This window comes from Bacteroidales bacterium (assembly GCA_021648725.1).
In the GTDB taxonomy this organism is placed as follows: domain Bacteria; phylum Bacteroidota; class Bacteroidia; order Bacteroidales; family JAADGE01; genus JAADGE01.
The window spans coordinates 1-22,893 of record JAKISF010000015.1; the positions used below are offsets into that span (position 1 = coordinate 1).

At 31.9% G+C, this 22,893-nt stretch carries 17 protein-coding genes and 2 rRNA genes; 11 read left to right on the plus strand and 8 right to left on the minus strand.

What is annotated here, in order from left to right:
• The 4 genes from L3J35_07135 to map all read left to right on the plus strand — a co-directional run.
• A 23S ribosomal RNA gene (locus L3J35_07135) occupies positions 1-382 on the plus strand; the annotation flags it as partial.
• 48 nt (positions 383-430) lie between these two features.
• Positions 431-539, plus strand: a 5S ribosomal RNA gene (gene rrf, locus L3J35_07140).
• 147 nt (positions 540-686) lie between these two features.
• Positions 687-2,204 (plus strand): sodium:proton antiporter NhaD, encoded by a 1,518-nt coding sequence (nhaD, locus tag L3J35_07145; GenBank protein MCF6365964.1) that lies wholly within the window; start codon positions 687-689, stop codon positions 2,202-2,204.
• A 109-nt stretch (positions 2,205-2,313) separates the two neighbouring features.
• Complete coding sequence (gene map / locus L3J35_07150) at positions 2,314-3,105, plus strand: type I methionyl aminopeptidase (GenBank protein MCF6365965.1); 792 nt, start codon at positions 2,314-2,316, stop codon at positions 3,103-3,105.
• On the opposite strand, the gene L3J35_07155 is transcribed toward map, so the two are convergent.
• Genes L3J35_07155 through L3J35_07165 form a run of 3 tightly spaced genes read right to left on the minus strand, consistent with a single transcriptional unit; the run spans position 3,102 to position 6,376 of the window.
• Positions 3,102-4,319: an alanine dehydrogenase gene (locus L3J35_07155; GenBank protein MCF6365966.1), complete on the minus strand. Its 1,218-nt coding sequence runs from the start codon at positions 4,317-4,319 to the stop codon at positions 3,102-3,104. The genes map and L3J35_07155 overlap by 4 nt on opposite strands.
• A gap of 45 nt (positions 4,320-4,364) precedes the next feature.
• A complete protein-coding gene (gene tsaE / locus L3J35_07160; GenBank protein MCF6365967.1) occupies positions 4,365-4,796 on the minus strand; it encodes a tRNA (adenosine(37)-N6)-threonylcarbamoyltransferase complex ATPase subunit type 1 TsaE in 432 nt (143 codons plus the stop codon).
• A 26-nt stretch (positions 4,797-4,822) separates the two neighbouring features.
• The gene (locus L3J35_07165) at positions 4,823-6,376 is read right to left on the minus strand and encodes a PglZ domain-containing protein (GenBank protein MCF6365968.1); all 1,554 of its coding nucleotides are present in this window, start codon (positions 6,374-6,376) and stop codon (positions 4,823-4,825) included.
• Between the two features lie 90 nt (positions 6,377-6,466).
• On the opposite strand from L3J35_07165, the gene rsmA reads away from it, so the two are divergent.
• A complete protein-coding gene (gene rsmA / locus L3J35_07170) occupies positions 6,467-7,240 on the plus strand; it encodes a 16S rRNA (adenine(1518)-N(6)/adenine(1519)-N(6))-dimethyltransferase RsmA (GenBank protein ID MCF6365969.1) in 774 nt (257 codons plus the stop codon).
• Here rsmA and L3J35_07175 read toward each other — a convergent pair.
• On the minus strand, positions 7,237-9,774 hold the full coding sequence (locus L3J35_07175) for a BamA/TamA family outer membrane protein (protein MCF6365970.1): 2,538 nt from the start codon (positions 9,772-9,774) through the stop codon (positions 7,237-7,239). The genes rsmA and L3J35_07175 overlap by 4 nt on opposite strands.
• Positions 9,775-9,788: 14 nt before the next feature.
• Here L3J35_07175 and L3J35_07180 point away from each other — a divergent pair, with 14 nt between their 5' ends.
• On the plus strand, positions 9,789-10,556 hold the full coding sequence (locus tag L3J35_07180; protein ID MCF6365971.1) for an RNA methyltransferase: 768 nt from the start codon (positions 9,789-9,791) through the stop codon (positions 10,554-10,556).
• Positions 10,557-10,569: 13 nt separating this feature from the next.
• Here the strand turns inward: L3J35_07180 and recA are convergent, their stop codons facing one another.
• The 3 genes from recA to L3J35_07195 all read right to left on the minus strand — a co-directional run bounded on the left by recA (position 10,570) and on the right by L3J35_07195 (position 12,952).
• On the minus strand, positions 10,570-11,595 hold the full coding sequence (recA, locus tag L3J35_07185; protein ID MCF6365972.1) for a recombinase RecA: 1,026 nt from the start codon (positions 11,593-11,595) through the stop codon (positions 10,570-10,572).
• Between the two features lie 14 nt (positions 11,596-11,609).
• Positions 11,610-12,056, minus strand: a complete 447-nt coding sequence (gene bcp, locus L3J35_07190; GenBank protein MCF6365973.1) for a thioredoxin-dependent thiol peroxidase — start codon at positions 12,054-12,056, stop codon at positions 11,610-11,612.
• Between the two features lie 446 nt (positions 12,057-12,502).
• Positions 12,503-12,952 (minus strand): NUDIX hydrolase, encoded by a 450-nt coding sequence (locus tag L3J35_07195; GenBank protein MCF6365974.1) that lies wholly within the window; start codon positions 12,950-12,952, stop codon positions 12,503-12,505.
• A gap of 216 nt (positions 12,953-13,168) precedes the next feature.
• On the opposite strand from L3J35_07195, the gene gyrB reads away from it, so the two are divergent.
• The 5 genes from gyrB to pheT all read left to right on the plus strand — a co-directional run bounded on the left by gyrB (position 13,169) and on the right by pheT (position 20,655).
• Positions 13,169-15,121 (plus strand): DNA topoisomerase (ATP-hydrolyzing) subunit B, encoded by a 1,953-nt coding sequence (gene gyrB, locus L3J35_07200; protein MCF6365975.1) that lies wholly within the window; start codon positions 13,169-13,171, stop codon positions 15,119-15,121.
• Positions 15,122-15,219: 98 nt separating this feature from the next.
• The gene (locus tag L3J35_07205; GenBank protein ID MCF6365976.1) at positions 15,220-16,140 is read left to right on the plus strand and encodes a cation diffusion facilitator family transporter; all 921 of its coding nucleotides are present in this window, start codon (positions 15,220-15,222) and stop codon (positions 16,138-16,140) included.
• A gap of 74 nt (positions 16,141-16,214) precedes the next feature.
• On the plus strand, positions 16,215-17,417 hold the full coding sequence (locus L3J35_07210) for an AAA family ATPase (GenBank protein MCF6365977.1): 1,203 nt from the start codon (positions 16,215-16,217) through the stop codon (positions 17,415-17,417).
• A 4-nt stretch (positions 17,418-17,421) separates the two neighbouring features.
• Entirely contained in the window at positions 17,422-18,087 is a 666-nt protein-coding gene (locus L3J35_07215; GenBank protein MCF6365978.1) for a TIGR02646 family protein, read from the plus strand.
• A 120-nt stretch (positions 18,088-18,207) separates the two neighbouring features.
• The gene (gene pheT / locus L3J35_07220; GenBank protein MCF6365979.1) at positions 18,208-20,655 is read left to right on the plus strand and encodes a phenylalanine--tRNA ligase subunit beta; all 2,448 of its coding nucleotides are present in this window, start codon (positions 18,208-18,210) and stop codon (positions 20,653-20,655) included.
• A 122-nt stretch (positions 20,656-20,777) separates the two neighbouring features.
• Here pheT and L3J35_07225 read toward each other — a convergent pair whose 3' ends face one another.
• Entirely contained in the window at positions 20,778-22,880 is a 2,103-nt protein-coding gene (locus tag L3J35_07225) for a TonB-dependent receptor (protein MCF6365980.1), read from the minus strand.
• Between the last annotated feature and the right edge of the window lie 13 nt (positions 22,881-22,893).

Here is a 22,893-nt window from a genome sequence, read left to right on the forward strand (position 1 = left end):
TCGGCTCGTCACATCCTGGGGCTGGGGAAGGTCCCAAGGGTTGGGCTGTTCGCCCATTAAAGTGGCACGCGAGCTGGGTTCAGAACGTCGTGAGACAGTTCGGTCCCTATCTGTTGTGGGCGTTGGAAGCTTGAGAGGACCTGACCCTAGTACGAGAGGACCGGGTTGGACAAACCTCTGGTGCATCTGTTGTGCTGCTTAAGTGCATCGCAGAGTAGCTATGTTTGGAAGAGATAAGCGCTGAAAGCATCTAAGCGCGAAGCTCACCTCAAGATGAGATTTCCTTTAAGGGTCGTTAAAGACGATGACGTTGATAGGCTGCAGGTCTAACGGTAGCGATGCCGGAGCCGAGCAGTACTAATTACCCATAAACTTTCATCACCAATGAGGACAGTTTTCTTTTAGTATGTCATAAATTTATTTAAATGCCTAAGGTGGCTATAGCGACGGGGTTCCACCTCTTTCCATATCGAACAGAGAAGTTAAGACCGTCAGCGCCGATGTTACTGCTAACGCGGGAAAGTAGGTCGTTGCCTTTTTATTAAGCCTCAATCATTATTTGATTGAGGCTTTTTTTATGTTTCAAAATATATTTTTTATATAGATTTTTTTTTTTTATCTCATATTCAATATATACATTTGCAAATGATTTATATATTTATTAATTTACTCAAAATCAGTTAGTTATGTTTATTTTAATGGTTGTTGTTTTTGTTCTTGGCTATACTATGATAGCTTTGGAACATCCTTTAAGAATTGATAAAGCTGCTCCTGCTCTGTTAATTGGTGTATTGACATGGGTAATTTATATTTTAGGTGCCGAAACTATTTTGGATCCTGCAAATATTGCAGCTGCTGCAAAAAGTAATTTAGATAATTTTTTGCACTCACATTTTTATTTAGAATTTGCTAATATATATAGTATGTCCCATGATGGATCTCCTGTTCCTTTTCATGAACAGTTAATCCAATTTATTGCACATCATGAAATACTTCATCATTTAAGTGAAATATCAACTATTTTATTTTTCTTATTAGGAGCTATGACAATAGTTGAAATTGTTGATCAACATCAAGGATTTAAAGTAATTACAGATAAAATAAAAACTACAAACAAAGTTAAATTACTTTGGATATTAAGTTTTTTAACTTTTTTCATGTCTGCTGCATTAGATAATTTAACTACTACAATTGTATTAGTTGCTTTACTAAGAAAGCTGATTGACGATAAAAAAACAAGATGGTTTTATGCAAGTATGGTTATACTGGCTGCAAATGCTGGGGGTGCATGGTCTCCGATAGGCGATGTGACTACAATTATGCTTTGGATCGGCGGACAGATTACAGCAGCTAATATCATTGTGATGGTTTTTATTCCGAGTTTAGTAACAATGGTAATTCCTTTAATTATCTTATCTTTTATGATGAAAGGTAATGTAACAAGACCCGACAGCAGTAACCAAAAAGATTTAGTTTCCAAGAAACAGCAAGTTCTTATTTTAATATTGGGTGTTTCAGCATTGTTATTTGTACCTGTTTTTAAAACCGTAACTCATTTGCCTCCGTATATGGGAATGTTGTTAGGGCTTGGAGTTTTATGGACAATTACAGAGATTTTACATCGTTGGCATAATGCAAAGAAGAATAATATAAGTACTGACAATAATAATTTGGGAACAGGTACCCATGCTAATTCAATTGAAGGAACAAAGATTGAAAAGTTACAAGTTATTAAAATATTATCTAAAGTTGATGTTCCTACAATATTATTCTTTTTAGGTATTTTGTCTGCCGTTGCAAGTTTACAATCTGCGGGACATTTAGGAATATTAGCAGAATTTTTAGATAAAAATTTAGGCGATATCTATTTAATAAATATTGCAATTGGTCTTTTATCTTCTATTGTTGATAATGTTCCGTTAGTTGCAGGTGCAATGGGTATGTATGAAATAGCTCCACCGGATGCTGTCGGTTATGCATCTCATTTTGTTGTTGACGGTACATTCTGGGAATTTCTTGCGTATTGTGCAGGAACAGGCGGTAGTGTATTAATTATCGGTTCTGCGGCAGGAGTTGCGGCAATGGGTATGGAGAAAATTGATTTTATTTGGTATTTGAAAAAAATAAGTTTACTTGCTTTAATCGGATATTTAGCCGGTGCAGGAGCATATTATTTACAAATGACTATTACCGGTCATGCATAAATAATGTATAAACAATAAAAAGCGAGATATTTACATTAAATATCTCGCTTTTTATTATTTAGTAATTCAAATTCATTAATATATTTGTATTTTTACTTTTACTTAAATAATGATTTATATAAAGACATCGGAAGAAATTGAGATAATGCGCGAAAGTGTATTATCTGTTTCTCGCACATTAGCATTGGTTGCAGAGCACATAGGAGAAGGTGTTGCAACAGAGAAATTAGATAAATTGGCGGAAGAGTTTATCCGAGATAATGGAGGAGAGCCTTCTTTTAAGGGGTATCAAGGATTTCCTGCAACTTTGTGTATGTCGGTAAATGAAGAGGTTGTACACGGCATTCCCGGAAACTGTGTTTTGAAGAGCGGTGATGTTATTTCGGTAGATTGCGGTGTTTATAAGAACGGTTTTCACGGTGATCATGCTTATTCTTTTAAAATCGGAGAAGTTTCAGAAGAAGTTTCAAAATTATTAAGAATTACAAAAGAATCTTTATACAAAGGAATTGATGCTGCAATTGTCAGTAACAGAATAGGTGATATCGGATATGCGATTCAGTCTTATGTTCAGAATGAAGGATATTCAGTTGTAAGAGAATTAACCGGGCACGGATTAGGGAAAAGTTTGCATGAAGATCCTTCTGTTCCCAACTTCGGAAAACGAGGGAGAGGGCAAAAAATTGAAAACGGAATGGTTTTGGCAATTGAACCGATGATTAATATGGGAAAAAAAGCCGTAAGACAATTAGCTGACGGTTGGACAATTATTACTGCCGATAAAAAACCTTCTGCCCATTTTGAACACGATGTAGCAATTATTAACGGTAAAGCAGAAATATTATCGACTTTTGATTTGTTGGAAGATGTATTGATAAAACGAGGAATGGAGATTAGTTAGAAAATAGCTGTTAATAACTCAATATCTTTATAATCCATATTAAACTTTTTGGCAAGTCGTTCGTTTGTTAAAATACCTTCATAAATAAAAGTTCCGTTTCTTATTTCCGGAATATTCCTGATAATATTCGGTGTTGTTTTTTCATGACTGATTTTTTGAAGTATCGGGAAAATTGTATTACTAAGGGCTACCGATGCTGTTCTTGATGTTTTAGATGCAATATTCGGAACACAATAATGGATAATTCCGTGTTTTTCAAACGCGGGGTTTCCGAGGTGTGTTATTTTTGATGTTGCAAAACAAGAGGCACTGTCTGTATTTAAATCAATAATAACACTTCCTTTTTTCATAGATGCGATCATTTTTTCAGAAATTAGGATGCTCTTTTCATCTTTTGTATTATCTAATGCTCCGATGACCACATCTGCAGTTTTCAGTGCTTTGTTGATAACTTGTTTTTGAAGTACGGAAGTAAATAAATTAATTCCGATCTTGTTTTTTAAATTTTGAAGTCTTGAAATAGAGTTATCAAAAACTTTTACTTGTGCTCCGAGACCGATTGCTGTTCTTGCAGCATATTCTCCTGCCGTTCCTGCACCGAGAATAATTACTTTTGCAGCAGGTATTCCGGTTATACCGCCTAACAATATTCCTTTTCCTGTTTCGGGATTGCTCAGGTACTCACTTGCGGTATTTATTGCCATAATACCGGCGATTTCATTCATTGTTTGTATGAAGGGGTTATAATTTTCAATGTCTTTCATTAATTCAATTGCAACTGCGGTAGTTTTTTTTAACTTAAATTGTTTTATTTTATTTGCAGACTGTGTGTTAAAATGCAGAGCAGATATTGTTATTTGGTTTCCTGAAAGAATTTTTATATCTTCTTCCTCAAAAGGTGAAACTTTTAGTATAATTTCAGATTTGAATACTTCTCTTCGGTTTTTTATAACTGCTCCGGCAGATGTGTAGTCTGTATCTTTCCAACGACTTTTAATGCCTGCTCCGGATTCGATTGCAATTTGGTGACCTTCATCGGTTAATTGTTTAACTGCCTGCGGTGTTAAAATTATTCGATTTTCATACTTGTCGGTTTCTTTTGGTATGCCGATAAATAAGTGACGTTTGCTTTTTTTTTCCTCAAGCATTTCTGCTTGCGGAAGTAATTTTTCTTCAAATAAATATTTTCCGGTAGCTTTTTGAGAATTTGTCATTGTAAATTATTAATGATTTTAGCTAATCTCAAAGTTACTAAAAAATTATGAGAAATTTATTTTTTCTGAATTAAAGATTCTGTTTCCGTTTTCTTCTTCTGTTATTGTTATTTTAACATAAGTTTCCGGGAGCAGGTTTTCAATAAGTTCAGGCCATTCTATAAAGCAATAATTATTATCGTAGAAATATTCTTCATAACCGAAATCATAGGCTTCTTCCTGTGTTTTGATTCTGTAAAAATCAAAATGAAAAATGTTAATGCCGTTTTTACACGAATATTCATTTATTAAGGCAAATGTGGGGCTTGTAACAACTTCGGTAACTCCGAGTATTTTGCAAATTTCTTTAATGAAGGTTGTTTTTCCGCTTCCCATTTTTCCGTATAATGCAAAGATTTTTTTTTGCGGATAATTTGCTAATATTTCTTTTGCAATTTGGTTTAAGTCATTTGTGCTTTTTGCTGTATATGTTTTCATTTAAGATTTTAATTCTTTTTGATTATTTATTTAGGTGTTAATGTTATATAAGGTAACAGCATTTCTTCAAGTGAAATTCCGCCGTGCTGAAATGTGTTTTTATAATATTTTACATAGTGGTTATAATTGTTAGGATATGCAAAGAAATCAAAATTATAAGCAAAAATATATGAAGAGCTTATGTTTGAAACCGGAAGTCCTGCTTTTTCGGGATCGGTAATTTCAAAAACTTGTTTTTTCTTATATGCTAAATTTCTGCCGTGTTTATATCTTAAATTAGTTGTTGTATTTTTATCTCCCACAACTTTAATCGGGTTTGTAACATTTATTGTTCCGTGGTCGGTTGTGATAAAAATTTTTATTTTTTCTTTTGCAAGTAATTTAATAAGATTTAAAAGCGGAGAGTGTTCAAACCATGTAAGTGTTAAATCTCTGTATGATGCATCATTGTTTGCAAGTTCTCTTATCATTTTTGTATCAGTTCTTGCATGAGAGAGTGAATCTACAAAATTATATACAACTACTGAAAGTTGATTTTGAAGTAGATTTGAAAGGTTTTCGTTTAATCTTTCTCCGGCTTTATTATTTAGAATTTTATTGTATGAAAACTTAACTTTTCTTCTGTAACGGAGAAACAAATTTTCTAATAATTCTTTTTCAAAACTGTTTTTTCCGCCTTCCTCTTCATCATTAAGCCAATATTCAGGATGTCTTTTTGAAATTTCAAGCGGTGTTAAACCTGCAAAAAAAGCATTGCGAGCATATTGAGTTGCTGTGGGTAACATTGACATCCAAATTTCTTCTTTTTCAATATTCATAAGATTGTTAATAATCGGTTCCATTGCTTTCCATTGGTCGAACCTTAAATTATCAATAAGAATTACGAAAACTTTTTCTTTATTATCTAATGCGGGAATAACTTTTTGTCTGATAAAGTCAAAAGGCATTTTAGGTCTGTTTTCATTTTCGGGAGAAAACCAATTTATGTAATTTTCTTTAATAAATTTTGCAAATTCTGTGTTTGCATCTTCTTTTTGCTGAATTAAGACTTCATCCATTGTATTGTCTCCGGATTTATTTAATTCAAGCTCCCAATAAATGAGGTTTTTATATAATTCTTTCCAGTCTGAGAAACTATTTGCTGTACTTATTTCTCGGTTTATTTTGTTGAATTCGGTTTGGTATTTTGAAGTTGTTTTTTCTGTTATAAGGCGTTTATTATCTATGTTTTTTTTTATTGAAAGAATAATTTGTTTAGGGTTAACAGGTTTTATGAGATAGTCATCAATTTTAGATCCTACTGCGTCATCCATTACATCTTCTTCTTCGTTTTTTGTTACCATAACAACCGGAGTATAAGGTCGAATCTTTTTTATTTCAACCAAGGCATCTAAACCGGAAATTCCGGGCATGTTTTCATCTAAAAAGATAATGTCATAATTGTTTTCTTGAATCAGGTCAAGTGCATCATCTCCGTTATTAGCGGTTGAAACAACATGTCCTTTTTCTTCAAGATATAAAATTTGGATTTTTAACAAATCAATTTCATCATCAACCCATAAAACTTTTGCATTAATCATATTAAATTTAATTTGAGGATTACAAATATAAACAGATTTTATTTTTTATACTTGCATAACTTAATTAAGCCGTAAATTATTGTAAAATATATGGTAAGACCAAAAAAATATCTCGGCCAACATTTTTTGAAAGATAAAAAAATTGCCTACAATATTGTAAATGCTTTGGAGGGGAACGATGTTGCTGATGTGCTTGAAATAGGAGCGGGGACAGGTGTTTTGACAGAAATTTTATTAAAAAGAGATTTTCGGCTTTACACAATTGAAGTAGATAAGGAGTCTGTTATTTTTCTGCAAAACAATTTTATTGACCTGCAAGACAAAATTATTGAAGGTGATTTTTTGAAGTTTGATTTAAAATCATACTTCGACAGTCAGATTGCCGTAATCGGTAATTTCCCGTATAATATTTCAAGTCAGATTTTGTTTCGTGTTCTGGAATTTAAAGAAATGATAACGGAAGTTGTAGGAATGTTTCAGAAAGAAGTTGCCGAACGTATTGCTTCAAAACCCGGCAATAAAGTTTACGGAATATTAAGCGTATTGATGCAAGCGTATTATGATATTGAATATTTGTTTACTGTTGATGAAAGTGTTTTTTATCCGCCTCCTAAGGTTAAATCAGGAGTTATAAGGTTGAAACGCAAAGAAAATTATGTTATTGATTGTAATGATAAGTTATTTAAGCAAATAATAAAAATGGGGTTTAACCAAAGAAGAAAAACTTTGAGAAATTCACTAAAGCAAATTACCGGAAATATTGATACTTCGGATTTAATTTTCAATAAAAGACCTGAACAACTAAGCGTTAATGAGTTTGTTTTTTTAACTAATTTAATTGAAGAAAAAATAAGAACAAGCTAAAACGGATAACCTATTCCGATATTGAATTTCATATTATTTGCAGTAATAAGTTGGTTAACCGGAATCCATCTGTTGCCTTCCGGGAGTGAAGGGTCTTTCACTTTCAGTCCGATATCCAGCCTTAGAATTAAAAAGTCAAAATCCATTCTTATTCCGAAACCGGAGCCTATAGCAATTTCTTTGTAGAATTTATTTATATCAAATAAAGCACCTTCTCTGTTGTCTTGTTCGTTAATTGCCCAAATATTACCTGCATCAACAAAAAATGCTCCTTCCATTTTCCAAAATAATTTCATTCTGTATTCAATGTTGCCTTCTAATTTAATGTCGGATCTTTGTCTGTAATACAGCACTGAATCTTGATTGGGGTCAAAGTATGAACCGGGACCTAAGGAGCGTTCTTCCCATGCTCTTATTCCGTTTGCTCCTCCGGAATAATATTGTTCGCTGAAAGGAATTACATTAAGATTTCCGTAAGGAAAAGCTGCACCCGCAAAAAGCCTGAATACAAATTTATCTTTTGCTCTGTTTAAATCTTTGTAATATCTGATTTCAAAATCTGTTTTAATAAATTGTGCAAATGCGTTTCCTAATAAAATATAACTTCCGTCAACCTTTTCTTTATTTCTCAAATCCATGTATTTATACAGTAAATTTCCTGCTGCTTTTGCATAGGCTGTAATATAAAAATTATTTTTACGGTTTTTGTCTGATTGGTTGTTGAATGTAAACTTATACGGAAGTCCGAGAACAAAACGGTCATCATAGTTTTCAGGTAATACTACTTCTTCAAAATGGTTGAAAACTTTTAAGAAGTCGGCAGCCGGACCGATTGAGTGTTTTATTGCCTTTGTTTTATTCCAACTGTAGTTCATTGCCCCTCCGGCAACAGACCAAGAATAGTCGGGTCTGTCGGTATAACTGAATTTTGCATTTACAATAGTTTTAGGGTTGCTTCGTTGTATAAACTTTTTTAGAGGAAACGGAATAAATAAACGGGGGAATTTTATACTTAAATCTGCACCGAATTTTCTGCTGTTAAATATACCTATGGGTTCAGGAATTTCGTAATTGGGATTTTTTGTAATTCTTTTCAATTCTCCGTTCAGCTTCAGGTTAAATGTTTCTGTGTTTCTGAAAAAGTTATTGTGAATATAGTTTAAATTGGCTGCTATACCCCAATTTCCGGAAGTGTGTGTTGTTTCTGTTGTTAACTCCCATACTTGTGATTCATCTTGTGTAAGTTTTATTTCACAATCTATATATTGAACGGAGTCTGAAATTTCAGAAAATGTTTTTGATTTTGAGAAGTTGATATTTGCAGTTTGAATTACAGGAAGTGATGCTAAATATTTATATGATGATTTTATTTTATTTAGATTGAAATAATCACCCGGAGCGACATACAATCCGCGAGCAATTGCTTTAGGGTTGATACGCGGAATATTATTATAAATAAAGTTGAATTTTTTACTTGTTTTTGAATAATATATTATTGTATCGTGGTTTTGATAGTATTTGTTTTTATTTCTGAGGGCTTCATTCGGTTTAAAGTAAGGATAAATAAAAACATTTTTTATAATGTGTTTTTTGTAAATTATTTCGTTGCCGTCTTTATCTTTTATTTTTGAAATATTAACAGTTATATCTGCTTTTTTGTTTTTACCTATTGTATCAACAGAAAAAAAGATAAAATCTTTTGAAAAATTATAATATCCTTCATTTCTCAAATTGTCGGAAATTCTTTTTCTTTCGTATTCAATTGTCTGTATATCAAATCTGTTTCCTTTTTTCAGTAATGAGTTTTTACTATTGCCGGTTACAATTTTATATATGTTATTATCTTCAATTTTGTATTTTATGTCAGAAATTAAATATGGTTTGCCCTGTAAGATTTTATATGTTATTTTAATTCTGTTTTTACTTTTATAAGTATTTATTGTATCAATTTTTATTTGGTAATATCCTTTGTTTTTCAGAAATACTCTTACCTTTCGTCTGTTTCTGAAATAGTCGTTTTCTGAAATATATACCGGCTCTTCTCCAAGTTTCTTACTCCAGTATTGTTTTTCGCAATTTTTTTCTTCTTGCTTGTCTTTTTTTATTTGAAGTTTTCTTAATTTTTTTATTTGTCTTTTGTATTTGTTTGTTTTTTTGTCCGGGGTTTCAATGTTTTTTTCTAAACGCCTTATTTTTGTATTTGTCAACCCTATCTTCTTTTTATTTTTTTCGGAGCATCTTTCTTCTCTCTTTTTTTCTTTTTTTGTAACTTTTTCTTGATTAGGTAAATTGTAAATCCAGTATTTTAGAGGCATAAAAAGAAACCGGCTATTTGGTTTCGGCTTTATTAATTGTTCAATGTCATACTTCTCAAAGCCTGCATTTTTTTTGTCATATTTATTTTTATCTATTTCAATTTTAACTTTTGTTAATCTTTTTTTATTTTTTGTTTGAGAATAAGTATTATTTGAAAAAAACAACAAAATTGAAATTATGAATATTTGAATTATTTGTGTTATTTTGCGTGTTTGCATTTTATAAACTATATATGCTGTCAAAAAGTAAAATAAAATTCTTTAATTCGATAAAATTAAGAAAATATCGTAAAAAACATAAGCTTTTCGTTGCCGAAGGTAAAAAAATAATTAAAGATTTAGTTGATTCGGGTTTTGTTGTTAAATATATTGTTGCCGAAAAAAATGATTTTGATTTTAAGTTGAATTCGTATGCAGAGTTAATTTTGACAGAATCCTCAGAGTTTAAAAAAATTAGCAGTTTAAAAACAGTTCCGGATGCAATAGCATATTTTCAAATTCCGGAATATAATTTAGAATATAATAATTTAAAAGATGAGTTAACTTTGTTTTGTGACGGTATTCAAAACCCCGGCAATATGGGATCAATTATCAGAACAGCTGATTGGTTCGGCATTTCAAATATAATTTGCTCGGAAGATACGGTTGATATATATAACCCGAAGGTTGTACAAGCAAGTATGGGAGCAATAGCACGAGTTAAAGTTCATTATGTTGATAAAGTTTATTTTTTTGACAGAATAGAGGGTAATATTTATGTTTACGGAACATTGCCGGAAGGTGAAGATTTATATAAAACAAATTTGAAAAAAGAAGGGATTATTGTTGTAGGAAATGAAGGTTCGGGTATTTCGGGTGAACTTTTAAAGTATGTTTCAAAAAAAATCAGTATCCCTAATTTTTCAAATAAAGAAAATAAAACCGAATCCTTAAATGCATCAATTGCAACTGCTGTCGTTTGTGCCGAGTTCATGCGGCAGAATAAAAAAGAGGAAAATTAATTCCTCTGTCATTTTATTCTTCTGATTTTTTCCCGCTTTTCAAAAAGGCTCTTATTTTTTGTTCTAATTCGTCTGCAAGTTCAATGTTATCTGTCAGCAGTTTTTTTACAGCTTCTCTTCCTTGTCCCAATTTTGTATCTCCGTAGCTGTACCACGAACCGCTTTTTTGAATAACATCAAATTCCGCTCCCAAATCAATTATTTCTCCTATCTTAGAAATTCCTTCACCGTACATAATATCGAATTCTGCTTTTTTAAACGGCGGTGCAACCTTATTTTTTACTACTTTAACACGAGTTTTATTTCCTATTACATCAGCATCGTCTTTTATTTGCCCTATACGTCTGATATCTAAACGAACAGAAGCATAAAACTTTAAAGCATTACCGCCTGTTGTAGTTTCGGGATTCCCGAACATTACTCCTATTTTTTCCCTTAATTGGTTTATAAAAATAACGCAAGTTTTTGTTTTTCCGATATTAGATGTCAGTTTTCTTAATGCTTGTGACATTAATCTTGCTTGCAAGCCCATTCTTGAATCACCCATATCGCCTTCTATTTCTGCTCTTGGTGTAAGTGCAGCAACAGAATCTATTACAATAATATCAACAGCTCCCGATCTTATTAAATGATCTGTTATCTCAAGAGCCTGCTCTCCGTTGTCGGGTTGTGAAACAAGTAGATTATCTATGTCAACACCGAGTTTTTTTGCATAAGAACTGTCAAAGGCATGTTCTGCATCTATGAAAGCTGCAATTCCGTCTTTTTTTTGAGTTTCAGCAATAATGTGTATAGCCAATGTTGTTTTTCCTGATGATTCAGGACCGTAAATTTCAGTTACCCTGCCTTTCGGAACTCCGCCTATTCCGAGTGCATTATCTAAAGCAATTGAACCGGTAGAAATTGACGGTATATCAACTACTGCGTCAGAGTCTAATCGCATTATTGTTCCTTTGCCGTATTCCTTGTCAATTTTATTTAATGTAGATTGTAAAGCTTGTAACTTTGCAGATTTTGTATCTTGTTCTTTTTTTGCCATAATTTTATTTGAATTTATTCATTAAAAGCTTTCATTATTTGCTCAAAATGTTCTTTTGTTTTAACCTTTTTAAATATTTTTAATATAATACCCTTGTCATCAGTAACAAATGTTGTTCTGAAAACACCGTCAAAAGTTCTTCCGTACATTTTTTTCTCTCCCCAGACACCACAATTAGTCATTATAATTTTTTCTGTGTCGGCAATTAATTTAAACGGAAGTTTTAACTTATTTGAAAATTTTTCGTGAGATTGTTCGCTGTCAGGGCTTATTCCAATAACTTCAAAGTTATTATTCTTTAATGTATCATAATTGTCTCTGAGGTTTATTGCTTCATTTGTACATCCCGGTGTATTGTCTTTCGGGTAAAAGTATAAAATTACTTTCTTTCCTTTTATATTTTTTTTCTCAATAAATTTTTCGAAGTCCGGAATAATGTCACCCTCTTTTAAATGTGTCATATATTTTTTATTACAAAATTATCCTAAAAAATTGAAATATGAAATAATGCCGAGTAAATAATATTTTAATGTTTTTTGAATAAATCACTTGTTTCATAAGATACACAGTGTCAGAAAATTATATTTTTGCATTAAGGGTTGAATAATTTTTACTTAAATAAATTTGAAACCTTTTTTTAATTTTTGCGTATATCCTAATAAACAAACCTTAATTCCTAAACCTTATAAAATAAAGCAAAATGGACGAAACTACAGAAAACATACAAGTAAGTGCAGAAACTGAAAGCCTTGTGGACAGTTTAATTGAGAAATATGTTGATTTAACTAAAATAGAGTAATTTAGTTTTACATTAACTTTCGTTGCAGAATAATTGATTTTGGTTAATAAATAATAAGCATGATAGGTTTTATCATGCTTTTCTTACATATATAAATTTATGTAGGAATTATTGAAAATGTACCCTTTTCAATGTAAAATCCAAAATCATCTTATGATCAAAAGCCAAATCCGGTAAATTGCTAAGGGAAAACCATGAAACTTCTTTAGCATCATCTCCTGCAGTAGTTTTTATTTTATTATTTCTTATCTTTGAATAAAAAACAACAGAAACTGTTCTTTCTCTCGGGTCTCTGTCAACATCGCTAAATGTATTAATTTGGATTAGGTTGTCAGCAATAATTCCGGTTTCTTCTTTTAATTCTCTTTTTGCTGCATTTTCTGTCGTTTCGTCAATATCAACAAATCCGCCCGGGAATGCCCAAGTATTTTTAAAAGGTTCATGTTTCCTTTTTATTAATAATATTTTTGTCTCCTGTTCTTCTTCATTCAAAATTATACAGTCAACTGTCAGTGCCGGTCTGGGATATTCGTAACAGTATTTCTTCTTTTTACTCATGGCAGCGTTATATTTTACAAGCAAAAATAGTAATTAGTTTTTATATTTCAAATGCGAAACGTTTTTTTTGTGGAAACGCAATGTTAATATACAACAAATCAGAAGTATAGGCGTGAGGTAAGCTGTTGAAAACTTTTATTTATAAATTTTTATATCTTAGTGAAAATCGTTACTTTCGCAGTCTTGTTTAAGAAAGAATAAGGAAAGAAAAATATTATGACAAAAATTGAAAATAATAATAACGGATATTCAGCTGATAATATTCAGGTGCTGGAAGGTTTAGAAGCTGTCAGGAAACGTCCGGCAATGTATATCGGAGATATCGGAGAAAGAGGATTACATCATTTGGTTTATGAAGTTGTTGACAACTCTATTGATGAAGCCCTTGCAGGACATTGTACACATATTGAAGTTTATATTAATGAAGATAACTCAATAACAGTTAGTGATGACGGAAGGGGAATACCGGTTGATTTTCATGAGAAAGAAGGACGGTCTGCATTAGAAGTTGTAATGACTGTTTTACATGCCGGAGGAAAATTTGATAAAGATTCTTATAAAGTATCCGGCGGACTTCACGGTGTAGGGCTTTCATGTGTTAATGCCTTGTCGTCAACATTAATTGCGAATGTTTGCAGAGAAGGTAAAAAATATCGACAAGAATATTCAATAGGAAAACCTTTATCAGATATTGAAGTTATCGGAGAAACCAAAAATCACGGAACAGAAATTACATTTGTTCCTGATATGACGATTTTTAATGTCGGGGAATACAAATATGATATTTTGGCAACAAGAATGAGAGAATTGTCATTTTTGAATAAAGGAATTAACATTGTTTTAATGGATAAGAGGGTAACTGACGAAGAAGGCAATTTTAAAAGCGAAAAATTCTATTCTGAAGAAGGATTAAAAGAGTTCGTTGAATATCTTGACCAAACAAGGGAACCTTTAATTGAAAAGACAATTCATATTTCAACGGTAAAAGATGACGTTCCTGTTGAAATTGCTTTGCAATATAATACTTCATTTACGGAAAACATTCATGCCTATGTTAATAATATTAATACACATGAAGGCGGAACACATTTAACCGGTTTCAGACGAGGTTTAACCCGAACTTTAAAAAATTATTCTGAATCTTCCGGAATGTTAAATAAATTAAAATTTACAATCAGCGGAGATGATTTCAGAGAAGGATTAACAGGCGTTATTTCCGTAAAAGTTCAAGAGCCTCAATTTGAAGGACAAACAAAAACGAAACTTGGCAATTCTGAAATAAGTAAAGTTGTTGACCAAGCAATAAGTGAAATGCTGGGTAATTATCTGGAAGAAAATCCGACAGATGCAAAACGTATTGTTCAAAAAGTTATTCTTGCAGCAACAGCACGTCATGCAGCAAAAAAAGCACGTGAACTTGTTCAGCGCAAAAATATTATGACCGGTGCCGGTTTGCCCGGAAAGCTATCTGATTGTTCAGACAGAAACCCGGAGAACACAGAAGTATATCTTGTGGAAGGAGATTCTGCGGGTGGTACTGCAAAACAAGGGCGTGACAGAAAATTTCAAGCAATACTTCCGCTAAGAGGTAAAATTTTGAATGTTGAAAAAGCAATGCAACACAAAGTTTTTGAAAATGAAGAAATTAAAAATATTTTTACGGCTCTCGGTGTAACAATCGGTACGGAAGAAGACAGCAAAGCCTTAAATCTTGAAAAATTGCGTTACCATAAGATTATAATTATGACGGATGCCGACATTGACGGAAGTCATATTACAACTTTAATTATGACTTTCTTTTTCCGTTATATGAAAGAACTGGTTGAAATGGGTTATTTATATATTGCAACACCGCCTTTGTATCAAGTTAAAAAAGGAAAACAATCCATTTATTGTTGGAGTGAAGATGATAGAATTGCTGCAATTGGTGAACTCGGAAAAGGAAGCGATAAAGGAGTAAGTATACAGAGATATAAAGGTTTGGGCGAAATGAATGCAGAACAACTTTGGGGAACAACAATGAATCCCGAAACCAGAACTTTACAACAAGTAACTATTGATAACAGTGCTGAAGCAGACAGGATTTTCTCAATGCTGATGGGAGACGATGTTCCCCCACGCAGAGCATTTATTGAAGAAAATGCAACTTATGCGAATATTGATGCATAAGTAATCTAAGATTTAAAATTAATAATTACAAAAAATCCCTCTTTAAAATAGGAAGGATTTTTTGTAGTTAAATGGCTTACTCAATAAACATTAAAAATATGGAAGGAACATCAAACAAGGCAATATATGGTGCTCTTATTGCAAATATAGCCATTGCGATAAGTAAATTTATTGCTGCATCTTTTACAGGTTCATCTTCGATGATGTCTGAGGGAATACACTCTTTGGTTGATACCGGTAACGGTATTCTTTTGCTCTTGGGAATTAAAAAAAGTAAAAGACCGGCAGATGAAAAGCATCCTTTCGGTTATGGTAATGAGGTTTATTTTTGGAGTTTTATTGTTGCAATTTTAATTTTTGCACTTGGCGGCGGATTTGCTTTGTATGAAGGTATAGTGCATATTCTGCATCCAAAAGAGTTAAATGATGTTATATGGAATTATGTTGTTCTGTCCTTGGCAATTGTTTTTGAGGGCTCAGCTTTGCTTGTCGCATTAAAACAATTTAATAAAACCAGAAAAGGGAAGTCATTTTTTAGAGCTTTAGTTGATACAAAAGATACTTCAACAGCTGCAATTGTAATTGAGGACAGTGCTGCATTAGTAGGCTTAACCATTGCTTTGTTAAGTGTATTTCTCGGACAAATAACCGGTATCGTGTATTTTGACGGAATAGGATCTGTTCTTATCGGGCTTTTATTAATTAGTGTTTCCGTATTTTTTGCTTTAGAATGTAAAAGCCTTCTTATAGGCGAAGGGCTACAAGAAGAAGATGTTGAAAAAATTGTGCAAATATTAGCTTCCGAGAAAAATGTTACGGCATATAAAAGACCTCTCAGTCTGTATTTCGGACCTAATGAAGTATTAATTAATTTAAATGCAAACTTTAAAGACGATTTGATATCTGATGAAATAGAACAAACAGTTGACAGAATTGAAAAGCAAATAAAAAGTAGAATTCCCGCGGTAAATCGAATTTTTATTGAGGCAGAAACCATAAAAACAAATAAAACGAAATAATTTAATTCAATATAACAAGAAAGGAAGTTTTGTTAAAAGACTTCCTTTTCTTATTTTTGTAAAAATACTTCAATATGAAAATACAGAAATTAATACTCGAAAATTTCAGAGGTTTTAAAGGAAAACATGAAATTGAATTTAAACCTGATGTTAATGTTTTTGTGGGTATTAATGGTGCAGGGAAAACTACTGTTCTTGATGCTTTGTCATTTTTTTTAAGGTGCTTTATAGAAGAATATTCTACTCCATTAACATTTGAATTCAGTGATAAAAATTCAATAAATATTGATTCTAAAACTGCAAGTTTAAGAGTGTATTCTAATAGCTTAGCCTATGACACAATAAAATTTGATGAAAATGGTTCTATTAGCTTTGGACTTTTCGGTGATACTAAAAAAGATGTTTGTCAAAAAGATATAAATAATTTACCTGTATTTTTATATTTTAATGTAAATTTTAAGGCTCCTCTTCTAGGTGTTGCTAAACTAAGTGAAATATACAAAGATGCATTAGGAATAAACTCTACTCATTTTAAAAACTTTTTTAATTGGTTTAACAATGAAGAAAATATCGAAAATGAAAAAAGATTAAACGTAGATGATAAATACAGAAATCCCAAATTGGAACTTATAAGAAAAACAGTAATAAAGTTTTCAGAAGAAATTAAAGGATTCAAATTTGAGAAATTTAGAGTTCATCGAGATGCATCAGATAAAGCTCAATTCATTTTAGAAAAAGGGAAAAACAGGTTGTATTTTGATATGCTTTCCAACGGTGAAAAAGCAATATTCTATTATGTTGCTGATATTGCCAAACGATTAGCAATTGCAACCCCTGGTAATCTTAATGCAAATAAAGAAGGTAAAGGTATTGTTTTAATTGATGAAATTGACTTGCATCTACATCCTTCATGGCAAAGAAAAATTATACCTGCATTAACTAAAACTTTTCCGAATATTCAGTTTTTTATTACAACACATTCACCACAAGTTTTAAGTAATGTTAAACATGATAATATTATTGTAATTGAGGATTTTAAAATTAAAAAAGATATTGCACATACGCTTGGCAGGGACACAAATTCTATTCTTTATAATATTTTTAATGAAGAAAAAAGACCCGAAGAATATAAGCAAAAAATAAATTCAATTTACGAACTGGTTGATAATGATAAAATTACAGAGGCAAAAAAAGAACTTGATATATTAAAACAGGATATGGGAGAAGACGATGTTGAAATAAATCGTATTCAAATGCAAATTGATTTAATGGAATAGGGCAATGAAATATATCAAGAAGGAAAAAGAACCAAATAAATTAAAAAAATACAGAGAAACAACTTCTGATGCAACATATAAAGGATTTGTTGATACTGATAGTTTATTGAAAAAATCATTGTTGCAAGAACAAGGACATGTTTGTGCTTACTGCATGCAAAGGATAAGTTTAAAAAGAAGTTCAGGTAAACCGAAAATTGAAGTTGAACATATTTTATCACAAAAACACTATTCTGAAAAATCATTAGATTATAATAATATGCTTGCAGTTTGCAACGGTAATCTCGGAGGAGAAGAACATTGCGATAAAAGCAAAAAAGAACAAGAACTAAAAGTTCTTTCACTTTTAAAAAAGGAATGTGAACATTTAATCACTTACAGTACAAGCGGAGAAATAAAATCAATATCAAATAATACAGATGTTATCTATGACATAGAAACAATTTTAAATCTAAATAATCAGGATTTGATTGATATGAGAAAAAATGCTGTTATAAGTATTCTTAATGTTTTAAAAGAAGATTATCCGCAAACACAATGGAAGAAAGAGCATTTTGAAAAAAAGATTCATGAATATTCTGAAAAGAATACAGACAGTAAATATCTTCCGTTTTACGGATATATTATTTGGTATTTGAATTTTCTAAAAAGCAAACCAAAATACAATTAAGATAAACAGAAAAAGGAAGTTTTGCAAAAAGACTTCCTTTTCTTATTTTTGGCATCTCAAAATTTGAAATAGATATTAGACAATAATCTAATATCTGACATCTAAATACTAAATTCAAAAATGAAAATATCCTACAATCAACTCAAACAATACATTGATATTAATTATAAAGTCGAAGATCTTTCTGAAATTCTTACCGATATTGGATTGGAAGTAGAAGGAACCGAAGAGTTTGAAAGTATTAAAGGCGGAATGGAAGGTTTGATTATCGGAGAAGTGAAAACTTGCGAAAAACACCCGAACGCTGATAAATTAAGCATTACAACCGTTGATACAGGAACTGGTGAATTATTCCCGATTGTATGCGGTGCTCCGAATGTTGCTGCCGGTCAAAAAGTTGTTGTTGCGACTGTAGGAACAAAACTTTATTTTAACGATGATGAAATAACCATAAAAAAAGGAAAAATCAGAGGAGAAGTTTCAATGGGAATGATATGTGCCGAAGACGAAATAGGTACCGGAACATCGCATGAAGGCATTTTGGTTTTACCGGAAGATGTTGAAACAGGAACTTTTGCAAAGGATTATTTTAAAATTGAAAAAGATACCATTTTTGAAATCGGTTTAACGCCTAATCGTGCCGACGGAGCTTCACATCTCGGGGTAGCACGTGATTTAATTGCATATTTCAAACATCAGGGAAAAGATTTAAAATTGAATAAGCCGGATGTCAGCAATTTTAAAGTTGATAACAATAATTTGCAAATTTCCGTTGAAATTAAAAATAAAGATGCTTGCAAACGATATTCAGGTATCACAATTTCAGGAATTGAAATTAAAGAATCTCCGGACTGGTTGCAAAACAGGCTTAACGCAATAGGCTTGCAGCCGATTAACAATGTGGTTGATATAGCAAACTTCGTCTTGCACGAAACAGGGCAACCCTTGCATGCTTTTGATGCCGATATGATTAAAGGGAAAAAAGTTATTGTAAGAACATCGAATGAAGGAACAATTTTTAAGACACTTGATGAAGAAGAAAGAAAATTGCACAAAGACGACTTAATGATTTGCAATGCAGAAGAAGGGATGTGTATAGCCGGTGTGTTCGGCGGTGCTGATTCCGGTGTTTCTGACAAAACCAAAAATATCTTTTTAGAAAGTGCTTATTTTAATCCTGTTTCAGTTCGTAAAACATCCAAACGACATGCTTTGCAAACAGATTCTTCGTTTAGGTTTGAAAGAGGTGTAGATCCAAATAATACTATTTATCCCCTAAAACGAGCAGCTCTGTTAATCAAAGAACTTGCCGGCGGAAGTATTTCTTCCGAGATTGTTGATGTTTATCCGGAACCGATTCAAGATTTTAAATTTGATGTGCTATATTCTCATATCGACCGATTAATCGGAAAAAAAATTGAGCATGATGAAATTGACACTATTTTAGAAGCTCTTGAAATTAAAATTACAGACAGAGACGGTGATAGAATTTCGTTAGAAGTTCCGCCGTATCGTGTGGATGTTACGCGTGAAGCTGATATTGTTGAAGAAATTTTAAGAATATATGGTTACAACAGTATTGATTCATCAACATCTGTGAAATCAACTTTGGCTTATGCACCGAAACCTGATACCAATAAACTTAAAAATACAATTTCAGCCTTTTTAAGTTCGCAAGGTTTTTCCGAAGCCATGTCAAACTCTTTGACAAAAGGCAAATATTATGAAGCTGATAATGATTTTAAAGAATATAATTCTGTTAAAATACTCAATGCTTTAAGCAATGATTTGAATGTTATGAGGCAAGATTTGCTTTTCGGAAGTTTGGAAGCTGTAATCAGAAACGTAAACCACAAAAATCCGGATATTAAATTATATGAATTCGGACAAACTTACAAATACAAAAAAACCGAAAGTGAGAATCCTTTGAATTCTTATTTTGAAGAACAGCATCTTGCAGTCACAATTTCAGGAAATAAAAATAAGGTAAATTGGAATTCGTCGGAAGAAGCAAGCGATTTTTATTATTTAAAATCAAAAGTAACGGGAATTTTTGAACGCTTTAATTTTGATATAAATAAATTGAAATCGGAAGAAACCGAATCAGATATTTTTGCATACGGAATAACACACACAATAAATAATAAAAAATTGGTTGAGTTCGGAAGCGTAAGTAATAAGTTTTTATCTGTGTTCGGAATTGAGCAGGAAGTATTTTATGCTGACATTCATTGGGATGGTGTAATAAAATATTTGCCCGAAACTCCAAAATTTATTCCCGTTCCGAAATATCCGGCGGTTAAGCGAGATTTAGCTTTGCTTCTCAATAAAGATGTGAAATTTTCTCAAATAGAGCAACTTGCATACAGGTCAGAAAGGAAACTTCTGAAAAACGTTTCTATTTTTGATGTTTTTGAAGATGAAAAACTCGGTAAAAATAAAAAATCTTATGCCGTCAGTTTTATCATTCAAGACGAAACAAAAACCTTAAAAGATAAGCAAATTGATAAAATTATGAAAAAGCTACAATATACTTTTGAGAAGGAGTTGGGTGCGGAATTGAGGTAATTATTTTGATTTTTATAAAAACTTGTCTGCCTCTAAAATTAAGGCAGACAAGATTTAAGTTTATTTAAAAAAAGGAAAAAAAATTATCGATCTTCTAAAAAAAACAATTCAAGATCACATCTTTATAAATTTAATTTTAGTCTTACCCCGGCTTTTATCCAAAGTCCGGGCATTTTAATATTCCCGTATTCGTAATATTCTGTATTTAATAAGTTGGAGGCTTCCGTATAGATTTCAAAGCGTTTGGTTTTCCAAAAAACTTTTAAGTCGAGCAGGGTAAAGGGTGTGTATTCTTTTTCGCCTGTATATGTTTTTGTTGTAATGTCATAAGCAGAAAAGCTTCCTGCACGGTCTTCATACCGTAAAGCCCAGGCAGCTGAAATATTCTTGAAAATTTTATGGTGCATCGAAAAAACAATTTTGTGTTTTAAATAATCCAAAGCATATTTTGAAATGTATTCTCCGCTTTGTTTGGTAATATCAATATGTGAATATGAAAAAGCAATTTTTTTAATAATGTCGGCTTTCTGAAAGTTGTAAGACCCAAAAACTTCTGTTCCGACAGTTGTTAATTCCGTAATGTTTAACGGTTGCCAATCAATTGTGTCTGAAAGTCTTACCCAGTCTATGGTGTTTCTGCCCTTTCTCTTGAAAACTGTCAGGTTTGCCTTGAATCTTTTTTTACGGTATTTTAAACCGGTTTCATAAGTTAGTGCTTGTTCGGGTAACAAATCCGGATTTCCTTTATTTGTAGGTCCGTCATAATAAAGGTCGGTAAAAGTAGGTAAGCGTAAGGCTTGATTGGCAGATGCAAATAATTTAATTTCTTTTCCGATATTATAACTTATGTCAATTCCGCCGGTAAAATACCAATTGTAATCGCTGTTGTAGTTAGAAGAAAAACCGCCGGCAACCATAAGATTCTTATATTGATAAACATGCTCAGCATATAAGTTTACATTGTAGCGGTCGGCAGATTTTGTATATTCTCCGAACTCTTCAAACGGAACATCAACTGTAGCTTTCATATCTTCTCCTAAAACATTTGATTGAATATATACATGCCTGTACTCTGCACCTACGGCAGTTTTTCCGGCAATGGTGTTGAAGTCGAATTTTAACTCAGATGATATTATGTTGGTTTTATGGTAATTATGACCGGAATAATAATTCCAATTTGCATAAATTCCCGGATAATATTTTGCTGTATCTGTTTCGTTAATAAAATAATTACCTGTTCGCATAAATTTATCTTCTCGGAAAAGCTCAAACCTGTCCTGATGCCTTCGCCAATAGAAACTTTTTAAAAAGTTGTAATTTTTTTTGTGACTTATTGCTTTATAACCGGCAAAAATTGTTTTTGTATTTTCATATTGCCACGGAAATTTAGGAGTGTAAAAACTGTTTGCTCCGAAAGATTTATCAGAATATCCTGTTTGTATTATATAGTCGGAAAATTTAGTTTTTAATGCAGTTTCGTAAAATATATTTAAAGTGTTGAAGTCGGTATTGTTAATGTCGTCATTCGGCAAATAACCTCCGCTTGTTTTCTTTGAAAAGGATATATAATTTTGCCAATTTTTAATGTTGTATGAAAGGCTTGCATTTCCGCCGAAGTATTGATGTTGCCCGGCAAAAAGTGAGAGTTTTAATTTTTTAGCGGTTTCTGTATTTGTAATGAAGTTTATTGCTCCGCTGTATGCATTTATGCCGAATATTCTGTTACCCGGACCTTGAAGAATTTCAATTTTTTCAATGCTTTCAATATCAACAGGTAAATTCATATTATGATGCCCTGTTTGTACATCGTTCATTTTAAATCCGTTAAGAAGTATAAGGGTTTGTTCGTAATTCCCGCCTCTTATGCTTATGTCGGCTTGCACTCCTTCCGTTCCTCTCTGTCTTACATCTACATTACTTGCATATTCAAGTAAGTCTTGCAAGCTGTGAACGGGTAAAGATTCAATTTCATCTTTTTCAATAGTGTAGATAACTCTTGCGGTTTCTGAATTCAATGTCGGGACTCTGGATGAAACAATCTGTATATCATCAATTTGCACTGTGTCGGTTTGAGCATTAAGAGTAAATACTGATGTTAAGAAATATGAAAGAGGTAATGATGCAATTCTTATCAATTTACCTATTGAGCTAAAAACACTCCAAGAAGTATTTGCCCATTTTTTGAAAGTTACAATTTCTTTTAAAATTAGATTTTTTCTGTTCATTTTGTTTAATTTT

What these genes read in the sequence shown, in the direction of transcription:
- tsaE (MCF6365967.1), bottom strand. Translation starts at nt 4,796, where the DNA reads ATGAAAACATATACAGCAAAAAGCACAAATGACTTAAACCAAATTGCA.
- pheT (MCF6365979.1), top strand. Translation starts at nt 18,208, where the DNA reads ATGAAAATATCCTACAATCAACTCAAACAATACATTGATATTAATTAT.
- gyrB (MCF6365975.1), top strand. Translation starts at nt 13,169, where the DNA reads ATGACAAAAATTGAAAATAATAATAACGGATATTCAGCTGATAATATT.
- L3J35_07195 (MCF6365974.1), bottom strand. Translation starts at nt 12,952, where the DNA reads ATGAGTAAAAAGAAGAAATACTGTTACGAATATCCCAGACCGGCACTG.
- L3J35_07165 (MCF6365968.1), bottom strand. Translation starts at nt 6,376, where the DNA reads ATGATTAATGCAAAAGTTTTATGGGTTGATGATGAAATTGATTTGTTA.
- L3J35_07180 (MCF6365971.1), top strand. Translation starts at nt 9,789, where the DNA reads ATGCTGTCAAAAAGTAAAATAAAATTCTTTAATTCGATAAAATTAAGA.
- bcp (MCF6365973.1), bottom strand. Translation starts at nt 12,056, where the DNA reads ATGACACATTTAAAAGAGGGTGACATTATTCCGGACTTCGAAAAATTT.
- L3J35_07175 (MCF6365970.1), bottom strand. Translation starts at nt 9,774, where the DNA reads ATGCAAACACGCAAAATAACACAAATAATTCAAATATTCATAATTTCA.
- nhaD (MCF6365964.1), top strand. Translation starts at nt 687, where the DNA reads ATGTTTATTTTAATGGTTGTTGTTTTTGTTCTTGGCTATACTATGATA.
- rsmA (MCF6365969.1), top strand. Translation starts at nt 6,467, where the DNA reads ATGGTAAGACCAAAAAAATATCTCGGCCAACATTTTTTGAAAGATAAA.
- L3J35_07215 (MCF6365978.1), top strand. Translation starts at nt 17,422, where the DNA reads ATGAAATATATCAAGAAGGAAAAAGAACCAAATAAATTAAAAAAATAC.
- recA (MCF6365972.1), bottom strand. Translation starts at nt 11,595, where the DNA reads ATGGCAAAAAAAGAACAAGATACAAAATCTGCAAAGTTACAAGCTTTA.
- L3J35_07155 (MCF6365966.1), bottom strand. Translation starts at nt 4,319, where the DNA reads ATGACAAATTCTCAAAAAGCTACCGGAAAATATTTATTTGAAGAAAAA.
- L3J35_07210 (MCF6365977.1), top strand. Translation starts at nt 16,215, where the DNA reads ATGAAAATACAGAAATTAATACTCGAAAATTTCAGAGGTTTTAAAGGA.
- L3J35_07225 (MCF6365980.1), bottom strand. Translation starts at nt 22,880, where the DNA reads ATGAACAGAAAAAATCTAATTTTAAAAGAAATTGTAACTTTCAAAAAA.
- map (MCF6365965.1), top strand. Translation starts at nt 2,314, where the DNA reads ATGATTTATATAAAGACATCGGAAGAAATTGAGATAATGCGCGAAAGT.
- L3J35_07205 (MCF6365976.1), top strand. Translation starts at nt 15,220, where the DNA reads ATGGAAGGAACATCAAACAAGGCAATATATGGTGCTCTTATTGCAAAT.